General features: G+C 65.5%; 11 protein-coding genes and 1 other RNA gene. 5 read left to right on the forward strand and 7 right to left on the reverse strand.

Annotated elements, in window-relative coordinates:
- Window positions 1-35 precede the first annotated feature (35 nt).
- On the forward strand, window positions 36-608 hold the full coding sequence (gene def, locus P2Q66_RS14115) for a peptide deformylase (protein WP_115525797.1): 573 nt from the start codon (window positions 36-38) through the stop codon (window positions 606-608).
- 19 nt (window positions 609-627) lie between these two features.
- On the opposite strand, the gene P2Q66_RS14120 is transcribed toward def, so the two are convergent.
- From P2Q66_RS14120 to rnpB, 5 genes are all read right to left on the reverse strand, one after another.
- The gene (locus P2Q66_RS14120; protein WP_275729082.1) at window positions 628-1,425 is read right to left on the reverse strand and encodes an HNH endonuclease family protein; all 798 of its coding nucleotides are present in this window, start codon (window positions 1,423-1,425) and stop codon (window positions 628-630) included.
- A 115-nt stretch (window positions 1,426-1,540) separates the two neighbouring features.
- Window positions 1,541-1,750: a hypothetical protein gene (locus P2Q66_RS14125; protein WP_115525795.1), complete on the reverse strand. Its 210-nt coding sequence runs from the start codon at window positions 1,748-1,750 to the stop codon at window positions 1,541-1,543.
- A 70-nt stretch (window positions 1,751-1,820) separates the two neighbouring features.
- The gene (locus P2Q66_RS14130; RefSeq protein ID WP_275729086.1) at window positions 1,821-3,299 is read right to left on the reverse strand and encodes a glyceraldehyde-3-phosphate dehydrogenase; all 1,479 of its coding nucleotides are present in this window, start codon (window positions 3,297-3,299) and stop codon (window positions 1,821-1,823) included.
- Window positions 3,300-3,540: 241 nt separating this feature from the next.
- Window positions 3,541-4,083 (reverse strand): TspO/MBR family protein, encoded by a 543-nt coding sequence (locus P2Q66_RS14135; protein WP_275729088.1) that lies wholly within the window; start codon window positions 4,081-4,083, stop codon window positions 3,541-3,543.
- Between the two features lie 44 nt (window positions 4,084-4,127).
- Window positions 4,128-4,520, reverse strand: an RNA gene (gene rnpB, locus P2Q66_RS14140) — RNase P RNA component class A.
- A gap of 56 nt (window positions 4,521-4,576) precedes the next feature.
- On the opposite strand from rnpB, the gene P2Q66_RS14145 reads away from it, so the two are divergent.
- Window positions 4,577-5,341, forward strand: coding sequence for a peroxide stress protein YaaA (locus tag P2Q66_RS14145; protein WP_115525793.1), 765 nt, complete (start codon window positions 4,577-4,579; stop codon window positions 5,339-5,341).
- 57 nt (window positions 5,342-5,398) lie between these two features.
- On the opposite strand, the gene P2Q66_RS14150 is transcribed toward P2Q66_RS14145, so the two are convergent.
- Together P2Q66_RS14150 and P2Q66_RS14155 are read right to left on the reverse strand one after the other, a co-directional pair.
- The gene (locus P2Q66_RS14150; protein ID WP_275729090.1) at window positions 5,399-6,136 is read right to left on the reverse strand and encodes a C4-type zinc ribbon domain-containing protein; all 738 of its coding nucleotides are present in this window, start codon (window positions 6,134-6,136) and stop codon (window positions 5,399-5,401) included.
- A 68-nt stretch (window positions 6,137-6,204) separates the two neighbouring features.
- The gene (locus P2Q66_RS14155; RefSeq protein WP_275729092.1) at window positions 6,205-7,128 is read right to left on the reverse strand and encodes a Nif3-like dinuclear metal center hexameric protein; all 924 of its coding nucleotides are present in this window, start codon (window positions 7,126-7,128) and stop codon (window positions 6,205-6,207) included.
- Window positions 7,129-7,227: 99 nt separating this feature from the next.
- Between P2Q66_RS14155 and msrA the strand changes: the two genes are divergently transcribed.
- The 3 genes from msrA (at window position 7,228) to epsC (ending at window position 9,377) form a co-directional block, all read left to right on the forward strand.
- Window positions 7,228-7,752 (forward strand): peptide-methionine (S)-S-oxide reductase MsrA, encoded by a 525-nt coding sequence (gene msrA, locus P2Q66_RS14160; protein ID WP_079596371.1) that lies wholly within the window; start codon window positions 7,228-7,230, stop codon window positions 7,750-7,752.
- A gap of 64 nt (window positions 7,753-7,816) precedes the next feature.
- Window positions 7,817-8,752 (forward strand): cysteine synthase A, encoded by a 936-nt coding sequence (gene cysK / locus P2Q66_RS14165; RefSeq protein WP_079596428.1) that lies wholly within the window; start codon window positions 7,817-7,819, stop codon window positions 8,750-8,752.
- A 40-nt stretch (window positions 8,753-8,792) separates the two neighbouring features.
- The gene (gene epsC, locus P2Q66_RS14170; RefSeq protein ID WP_079596372.1) at window positions 8,793-9,377 is read left to right on the forward strand and encodes a serine O-acetyltransferase EpsC; all 585 of its coding nucleotides are present in this window, start codon (window positions 8,793-8,795) and stop codon (window positions 9,375-9,377) included.
- Window positions 9,378-9,776: the final 399 nt, after the last annotated feature.

Below are 9,776 nucleotides of genomic sequence, written 5' to 3' on the forward strand. Positions count from 1 at the left end.
GCTTCCGCACGAGATACCGCCGAAGGACCGCTGACATGACCGTTCTGCCGATCACCATCTGGGGGGAACCCGTACTGCACCGCCGGGCTTCCGAAGTGGAAGTGTTCGACGACGAACTGCGCACCCTGATTGCCGACATGTTCGAAACCAACGACGCCGCCAACGGCGTAGGCCTTGCCGCCCCACAGATCGGGGTGGGCAAGAGGATCTTCGTGTACAAGTACGCCAACGACGACGACGCACCCCCCACAGGGGTGCTGGTCAACCCTGTCCTGACACTCTCCAAGATCTCCGGTGCGGTTCCTGATCCGGACGAAGAAGAAGAGGGATGCCTGTCTTTTCCAGGGGAAGTGTATCCCCTGAAACGCGCCGAATGGGCGCGGGTGGAAGGCTTTGACGGGTTCGGGCAGCCGGTGAAGTTCGAGGCCACGGGTTGGTTCGCCCGGGTCATCCAGCACGAGTTCGACCACCTTGACGGCAAGCTGTACGTCAACCGGCTGATGGACCGCTACGCCCGCAAGGCGATGAAGCAGGCCAAGAAGAACGGCTGGGGCGTGCCGGGGCTGACCTGGATGCCCGGGGTGGATCCGGACCCCTTCGGGCACTGACCGCTGCGGCCGGCGCCGGTCATTCCGCCGTGATGGTCTGCTGGCCGGGGCAGGATTCCAGCACCCGCTTCATGGCGTCCTTTTCCGCCTCTGTTACCCACAAGCTGTAGGCGGCTTTGACGGAAATCTGGCGCGCGACGTAGTGGCACCTGATTGACTTGTTCTTTGGAAGCCAGGTGGCGGCGTCGCCGGCGCCTTTTTGCTGGTTGGCGGGCCCATCGGCCGCGACCAGGTTCAGGGGATCGTTGGCGAGGCTTTGGCGCTGGCCGGGAGTAAGACGCTGGGCGCCCTTCTGCCAGGCGTCGGCAAGGGCCACCACATGGTCGATCTGCACTGCCCGGCTGCTTTCGGAGCCGCGGCGGAAGTCGACAAACCGGGCCGTGTAGGGCTCGTGGAAGCGTCCGGCCGCCACACTGCAGGAGGAATCCTTCGCGAAGATAACGTCGGCCAGGTCGCGGCGCAGGATGTCGTTGCGGGTATCACAGCCGTTCCGGTCAACGTCCAGCCAGGCTTGGCCAAAGGCCTCCCGGTCATAGGTGTCCTTGCCTGCCCGGCCCTTAACGGCCAGGCCCTCCAGGGCGTCGAGGGCGCGGCCTTCCGGAATTCGCTTGACCGGCACCACGGGCTTCATCCAGGCGGGATCGAAAACGGGCGCCTCGGCTGGGCCGGCCACGGCCGGTTCTGCAACCGCAAACTGGCCGGCCGTGAAGAACCAGAACAGGCCCGCCATCGTGGAAACGGCGGCAAGTGCGAGCAGCACCCACGCCTGGCGCGAACGGCGGCGGGCCCGCCGGTAGGCGGACCAGCTCACGGTCACGGGTTTCCTGCCCCTGGGTCAACATCACGCACCACAAGAGCCTAGGACAGCTGCACGGCCGCCCCCCTGTTTTTCCACAGTGTGGAGGGGAGGTGAGGGGGTCAGCCGGGGGCAGTCACTGCTCCCGCATCACTCTTCGGAGGTCTTCCTCCGCTATTGCCAGGAGTCCTTCAAGCTGGCGGACGCGGTCCTCGCCCACGTCTCCCGCTGCGTGTCCGGCGCGGGCGCCCTCAAGCAACCGGATGGCTTCCTTGTGGTTGGCTTTGGCGACGTCGAGGGCGTGCTCAAGGGTGGTCTCGTGCTGGAGCGTCGATTCTTTATCCATGGCACAAGTGTGGTCCCGTTTCCCGGCTGATTCCAGAGAACCAGCCGGGAAATGTGGGACCGGGGCGGGACTAGACCGCGATTGCCGCCAGGGCCGCCGCGGTTTCCTTCGCGGGGAACGACGGCGGGTTGACGCCTGCCATCTCTTCCATCACGCGGACAACCTGGCAGCTGTAGCCGAATTCGTTGTCGTACCAGACGTAGAGGACCAGGTTCTTGTCCGTAGACACCGTCGCGAGGCCGTCCACGATGCCGGCACGGCGGGAACCGACGAAGTCGGTGGAAACCACTTCGGGCGAGTCGATGTAGTCGATCTGCTTGCGCAGGTCCGAGTGCAGCGACATCTCGCGCAGGTAGTTGTTGACCTCGTCCTTGGTGGTTCCGTTTTCCAGGGTCAGGTTCAGGATGGCCAGGGAAACATCCGGGGTGGGGACGCGGATGGAGCTGCCGGTGAGCTTGCCGAGCAGCTCGGGCAGCGCCTTGGCCACGGCCTTGGCGGCACCGGTTTCGGTGATCACCATGTTCAGCGCGGCGGAGCGGCCGCGGCGGTCGCCCTTGTGGAAGTTGTCGATCAGGTTCTGGTCGTTGGTGAACGAGTGGACGGTCTCCACGTGGCCGTGGATCACGCCGAACTTGTCATTGATGGCCTTCAGCACCGGGGTGATGGCGTTGGTGGTGCAGGACGCCGCGGACACGATCTGGTCGGTGTCCTCAATGGTGCGGTGGTTGATGCCGTGGACGATGTTCTTCAGCTCGCCCTTGCCCGGAGCGGTCAGCAGGACCCGTGCAACACCTTTGCTCTGCAGGTGCTGGGACAGGCCTTCGGCGTCGCGCCAGCGGCCGGTGTTGTCCACCACGAGGGCGTTGTTGATGCCATAGACGGTGTAGTCGATGGTGGCGGGGTCGTTCGAGTAGATGACCTGCACCTGGACGCCGTTGGCGGTGATGGTGTTGGCTTCCTCGTCGATGCGGATGGTGCCTTCGAACGAGCCGTGGACTGAGTCGCGGCGCAGGAGGCTGGCGCGCTTTGAAAGGTCGTTGTCGGACCCGCGGCGGACCACGATGGCGCGCAGGCGCAGGCCGTGGCCGCCACCGGCCTTTTCGATGAGGAGGCGGGCCAGGAGCCGGCCGATCCGGCCGAAGCCGTACAGGACGACGTCGGTGCTGGTGCGGTCGTCGCCGCCGCGCTTGCCCACGATCTCGGCGAGCTCGGCACGCAGGAATTCCTCCAGTGTGAGGCCGTCGCCCTCTTCCTTGAACTTCTGGTTCAGCCGGGCGATGTCGATCGCGGCGGCCCCCAGCTCCAGCTGCGCCAGGGTGTTCAGCAGCGGGGCGGTCTCCTCCAGGAGCAGTTCGTCCTTGCTCATCCGGCGCGCAAAGCGGTGCGCCTTGAGGATGTTCATGGTGGACTTGTTGATCAGGCTCCGGCCATGGATGCTGGTCACCACGTTGTTCTCGCGGTACAGCCGGCCGATCACCGGAATCATGGCCTCGGCGAGGGCCTCCCGGCCCATCCACGTATCAAGACAAGAATCTGACGTCTGGCTCACAGAAATACCTTCCTCGGTTCAGCCGCATACGTCTTCGTACGCGAATGTCGGCCACCTGATGATGTCCAGGGGCACCCACGCCTGCAGGGTTCGGCCCCCAGGCGCGTGGATCGTGTGCAAAGAAAAACCGCCGGCTGCGAACGCAACTTTCGGCGGTAGAACCCCTACGTCCGGTATCCATTCTAAGTTGGCTGACTGCCAGGAACAGGCACGGGCCGCGTGAAATCACTCACACGTGACGTCAGTTATGGAGGGCTGAGTAGAAATTGAGGCTTGAGGAAAACACCACCCACGAGAAGTACGGCAGCACCAGCAGGCCCGCCGGTGCGCTGACCGGGCCGAACCGCAGGATCAGGAACACCAGGGACAACGCCAGTCCGCTGATCACCGCCAGGGCACCCCACAAGGCAGCCGTACCGAAAACGGGAAACAGGCCAAAAAACGTCAACGGCCACCCTGCGTTGAGCACCAGTTGGACCACATAGCCGGCCAAGGTGCCGCCGTGCAGCGCCCCCTTCCGCCAGACCAGCCAGGCGGCGACGGCAACACCGGCATAAAGCATCATCCACATGGACCGGAACATCCATCCCGGCGGCATCCACGGCGCCTTGACCGAGCCTGCAAACCAGCCGTTCGAGTTCAGGATGATGGGGATCGAGGCAAGGGCCCAGGCGGCAAGCGACAGGGCCAGGAAGCCCAGCAGGGCCAGTGCCTGCCGGCCGCGGCCGGGAGTCAGCACGCGCGGAGTGCCCGAGGGCGGTTGCGGATCAGTATTTGCGGGCACGGTTCAGGATCCCCAACAGAGCTTCCAAGGTCAAACGTCTTATATGGATGGGACAGCCGATACGCCGGGTTCTGTGCCTCCCCTTCCGTTGCCGGAAAGGGAGCGACGGCCATCCATCTACGAGTACCGTTGCCGGCACCCTCCAGCGGCCTACCCGGACACTCGGGCGGGCAGCCCTCAAACGTGTCCTGTCTGGCCTTGCTCCGGGTGGGGTTTACCTAGCCTTCCCGGTCACCCGGGAAGCTGGTGGTCTCTTACACCACCGTTTCACCCTTACCTGCTTCGTGCCGCTTTCAAACCGGCGCGACCCAGGCGGTCTGTTCTCTGTGGCACTTGCCTGCGGGTTACCCCGAGTGGGCGTTACCCACCACCCTGCCCTGCGGAGCCCGGACGTTCCTCGAGCCACTTGCGTGACGCGCGGCCGCCTGGCTGTCCCATCCGTCTCCAGTCTACCGGCGCGGGCCCACCATCATGGCGCCGGTAGTATCGGACGGTGCTGATTCTGCTTCCCCCCTCCGAAGGCAAGACACCCGCGGTCCGTGGTTCGGCCGTCGACTGGCATTCTTTGGGCTTTCCGGAACTCAACCCGTACCGGGCAAAAGTCCTGGAATCACTGGGCACGGTCAGCGCCCACGAGGACGCACTCGCGCTGCTGGGCGTGGGCACGTCGCTGCGGGACGACGTCGAGCGCAACACCCGGCTCCACGCGGAGCCGGCGGCTCCGGCGCACCGGATCTATTCCGGCGTCCTCTATGACGCGCTGGGCTACCAGAGCCTCACCCCCGCCCAGCGCCGGAAGGCGGAGGAGTCCGTGCTGGTGATCTCGGCGCTCTGGGGCGCCATCCGCTTTGGCGACAGCGTGCCCGCCTACCGCCTGTCGATGGGAACGGCACTGCCCGACGTCGGACGCCTCGCCCCGTTCTGGAAGCCGCTCCTGGCAGAGGCCCTTGGCGCAGTGGCTGAGGGGCACCTGCTGGTGGACTGCCGGTCCAGCACCTATGCCGCCGCGTGGGCCCCGCCGTCGGGCCGGACCGTCGCTGTCAATGTGTTCACGGAAACCGGCGGGGTGCGCAAGGTGGTCAGCCACTTCGCCAAGCACACCCGGGGTGAGCTGGCACGGCACCTGCTGGTACGCCGCGGGAAGGCCCCCGGCACGCCGGAGCAACTGCTCAAGGCCGCCCGGGAGAATTGGGAGGCGGAGTTGGTTGAGGGTTCAGCCCGTAAGCCGCACGCCCTGAACATCATCCTGCCCAACTAAGTCGCGCCAAGTGGCGTTTTGAACCCTCAGAACGACACTTAGCGCTACCCAGTTGGGTCAGGCCCACTCCTCCGAGCGGACCAGGATGGCGCCCGAGTCCGGGCAGAAGACGACGTCGTCGTCGGAGGCTGACTTGATCTCGGCGAGGTCGCCGGGGCTGAGCTTCATGCCCGAGGCTTCGGACGTCCCGTGGAACAGCCGCGCCGCACCTACGCCGCGCTTGGCCAGCGTCTTCTCGTAAACAGCAAGCAGCCCGGCGTCCAGCCCCTGCGCAAACTCCGTCCGTTTCGCCCGGACCTCGCCGGCTTCTGCGTCCACCGCGGCCAGGGCCTCATCAAGTTCCGCGCGGATGTTTCCGAAGGACCCCTGGATATCGTCCACGATCAGCTGCTGGGCCGCCTGCCGGGCACGGAGGGTGTCCAGCCGCTCCAGGACCTCCAGCTCCACGTCTTCCAGGTCCGAGCGGCGCTTGTTCAGCGAGGCAATGTCCTTCTGGAGTGCAACGAGGTCCTTGGACAGGCCCGTGCCGCTGTTGAGCCGCGCCTCATCCCGCTCGATGCGCGAGGCAACCTGTTCCACATCCGCTTCGGCGCGCTTCAGCTCGGCCTCGGCATCGTGGACTGCAACTTTGGCTGCCCCCAGCTCACCGCTGGCAACCGAAAGCGCGGCCTCCAGGTCCTTGATCCGGGGATCGCCCTCCAGCGAGCGGCGGCGGTTGGCGAGCGACTTCAGTTTGGCATCCAGCCCCTGCAGTTCGAGCAACTTCAACTGTTCCGCCGGTGCTGCCTTCGCCACTGTTACCTCCGCTTGATCCCTGCCGGCCGGAACCGGGCACCTGAACGGCGCTTCCTAGACTCTAGCGCTTAGCCCGGAGTGAGTATGAAGTCCCACGGATCGCTGTTGGTGGCACTGACCTGGATTTCGACGTCGTGGCCCTGGTCGGCGAGGACGTTGCCCAGGGCGGCCGCCGCGGCGGGCAGCCACAGCCATTCGCTGGCAAAGTGGGATACGTCCACCAGGTAGGGCCGGCCGTTTACTGCCGCCTCCCTGGCCTCGGACGCGGGATGGTGGCGGAGATCGGCCGTGACGTAAACGTCCGCATTGCTGGCCCGGACCTCGTTAAACAATGAGTCCCCCGCGCCGCCGCAGACCGCGATGCGCCGGACCAGGCCGTCCTTGTCACCGGAAACGCGCACTCCCCCGGCAACAGACGGCAGGATTCCGAAGACCCGGGCGGCAAAATCACCCAGGCTCATGGCATCGGCGAGGTCCCCGACCCGGCCGATGCCCTCTTCCGGCAGTCCGTTGGCGGCCACCGTGAGCGGGGCGACGTCCTGCAGCCCCAGTGCATCCGCCAGGACGTCGGATACACCCCCGACGGCGGAATCACCGTTGGTGTGCACGGTAAGGAGAGCCGTCCCCGACTCGATGAGGCGGTGCACGGCGCGGCCCTTCGCGGTAGTGGCAGCGACGGACGTAACACCCTTGAGCAGCAGCGGATGATGCGTGATGAGGAGTTCAGCCCCCCATTCCACGGCTTCCTCGATGACTTCGAGCGTGGGATCCACCGCGAACATCACCTTGGTAACCGGAGCGGAGGGGTGGCCGGCCACCAGGCCCACCTCGTCCCAGTTTTCCGCCAAGGATTCCGGCCACAGTTCCTCGACGGCCAGGAGCAACTCACCCAGCGTGGGAGCCTCCGCGGGGCCGGCCGCGGCCGGCTCGCCGGCGGGAGCGTCGCCGTCGGGATTCTTAGGGCCGGTAACGTCGGTGTCCACAGGTTCCATAGTCTTAGTTTTACCCCATAGCCCGGTACCGGCCGGCATACCTGGGCGGCGCCACGGCTGCCAGGGAATCATCCGGGGCCGTCAACCATTGAAGAGGTCATGAAAACTTTTGTTCTTGGCGGAGGCTGCTTCTGGTGCCTCGACGCCGTCTACCAGAAGACCAGGGGCGTCACCTCTGTGGTGTCCGGCTACACCGGCGGGCACGATCCGAACCCGGACTACTACTCGGTATGCAACGGCACCACCGGGCATGCCGAGGTTGTGGCGGTGACCTTCGACGAGGATATTGTTCCGGCGGACGTCATTCTGGACATGTTCTTTGCCCTGCACGACCCCACCACGCTGAACCGCCAGGGGTACGACGTGGGCACCCAGTACCGCTCATCCATGTTCTACGAGACCACTGAAGAAAAGATCCTGTTCGAGGAAGCCATCGAGCGGAACCAGGCGCTGTGGGCCCATCCGATCGTCACCGAGGTCAGCCGGCTGCCGCGCTTTTATGTCGCGGAGGAGTTCCACCAGAACTACTACGCCAAGCATCCCGAGCAGGGGTACTGCCAGGTGATCATCAACCCCAAGCTCGCGAAGGCAAGGAAATATTACTCTGCATGGCTTAACGCTTAGCCACGGTTACGCCGCCTCGTTAGGCTGACCTCAGTATTCACCCCTCAGAGATAGGCGTATGTACATGGCACGGATCTATGACGATGTAACGCAGCTGGTCGGCGGTACCCCGCTGGTCAAGCTCAACCGGCTCAGCGAGGGGCTGGACGCCACCGTTGCCGTGAAGCTTGAGTTCTACAACCCGGCCAACAGCGTCAAGGACCGCATCGGCGTGGCCATCGTCGACGCCGCCGAAAAGTCCGGCGCCCTGAAGCCGGGCGGCACCATCGTTGAAGGCACTTCCGGCAACACGGGCATCGCCCTGGCCATGGTGGGTGCTGCCCGCGGCTACAAGGTCATCCTGACCATGCCCGAGACCATGTCCACCGAGCGCCGGGTCATGCTGCGCGCTTTCGGTGCCGAGATCGTCCTGACCCCGGGCTCCGAGGGCATGCGCGGTGCCGTGGAGAAGGCCCAGGAGATCGTGGCCAACACGGAGAACTCCATCTGGGCGCAGCAGTTCGCCAACGAGGCCAACCCCGAGATCCACCGCAACACCACGGCCGAGGAAATCTGGACTGACACCGACGGCAAGGTGGACATCTTCGTCGCCGGCGTTGGCACCGGCGGAACCGTCACCGGCGTCGGACAGGTCCTCAAGGAGCGCAAGCCCGGCGTCCAGATCGTCGCCATCGAACCCAAGGACTCCGCGATCCTCAACGGCGGCGCCCCCGGCCCGCACAAGATCCAGGGCATCGGCGCCAACTTCGTGCCGGAGATCCTGGACACCAACGTGTACGACGAGGTCCTGGACGCCACCCTGGAAGACTCCGTCCGGGTGGCACGCGAGCTCGGCGTCAAGGAAGGCATCCTTGGCGGCATCTCCTCGGGCGCCATCGTCTGGGGCGCACTGGAGCTGGCAAAGCGCCCCGAGAATGCGGGCAAGCTGATCGTTGCCGTCGTCTGCGACTTTGGTGAGCGTTACATCTCCACCGTGCTCTATGACGACATCCGCGGCTGATTAAGCCGTCTGTCGCCCCGTTTCCTGTAGAAAGAACTTTGTGGGCTTTTTCGCAAGACTAAAGGAAGACCTCGAGGCCGCCCGGTCCCACGACCCGGCGGCCCGGGGTTCTTTCGAGAACTTTTTCGCTTACTCCGGCCTGCATGCCATCTGGATCCACCGGCTGACGCACCGCCTCTGGCAGAATCCCGGCCTGCGCTTCCCGGCGCGGCTGCTCTCCCAGCTGGGCAGGTTCGTGACCGGCATCGAGATCCACCCAGGTGCCACGATCGGCCGCCGCTTCTTCATCGACCACGGCATGGGTGTGGTCATTGGAGAGACTGCCGAGATCGGCGAGGACGTCATGATGTATCACGGCGTGACCCTTGGCGGACGCTCACTGGCACGGATCAAACGCCACCCCACCATCGGGGACCGTGTGACCATCGGGGCCGGGGCCAAGATCCTCGGTCCGATCACCATCGGCGAGGACAGTGCCGTGGGCGCCAACGCCGTCGTGGTCAAGGACGCCCCGCCTGAATCCATCGTGACCGGCGTTCCCGCCAAGTGGCGCCACCGCGATGCCCAGCGGGAGACCAAGCCCGCCGTGGACCCGGCTGAATACGAGATTGAATACCATCTCTGACCCTCAGCCGGCTCCGATGCGTTCCAGCACCACCTTTACAGCGGCGTCGTAGAGCCGGTCCGGCAGGATCCGGCGCAGCGCCAAGATAGCTTTGGCTCCGCTGCCCACCGGGTAGCGGGTCCTGGGCCGGGCGGAACGGGCGGCATGCAGCCGGCTTCCGCACTGACCTTAGGCCGCGTGGATGTCCTGGCCCTGTTGGTGGACGCCAGCGCCCCCGCATTTCCCGTGCTAACCAGCACGTCGATCCGTCCCCTTTCCGCCAGGACGCGTGACCCCCGGGCGGCTTCAGCGGGTCCATCCGGTCCACCCGTGGGGCACCGGCGTAGACGCTGGATCCATTGCCGGCCGGTTTCCTTGCCGCCTCAAACCGATCCCGGCGGATGCGCCGGTGACGATTGC

The organism is Arthrobacter sp. Cr_A7 (assembly GCF_029222765.1).
GTDB lineage: Bacteria > Actinomycetota > Actinomycetes > Actinomycetales > Micrococcaceae > Arthrobacter.

Excerpts from the sequence above, each read along its gene's own strand:
- def (WP_115525797.1), top strand. The coding sequence starts at position 36 with ATGACCGTTCTGCCGATCACCATCTGGGGGGAACCCGTACTGCACCGC.
- P2Q66_RS14125 (WP_115525795.1), bottom strand. The coding sequence starts at position 1,750 with ATGGATAAAGAATCGACGCTCCAGCACGAGACCACCCTTGAGCACGCC.
- cysK (WP_079596428.1), top strand. The coding sequence starts at position 7,817 with ATGGCACGGATCTATGACGATGTAACGCAGCTGGTCGGCGGTACCCCG.
- P2Q66_RS14155 (WP_275729092.1), bottom strand. The coding sequence starts at position 7,128 with ATGGAACCTGTGGACACCGACGTTACCGGCCCTAAGAATCCCGACGGC.
- msrA (WP_079596371.1), top strand. The coding sequence starts at position 7,228 with ATGAAAACTTTTGTTCTTGGCGGAGGCTGCTTCTGGTGCCTCGACGCC.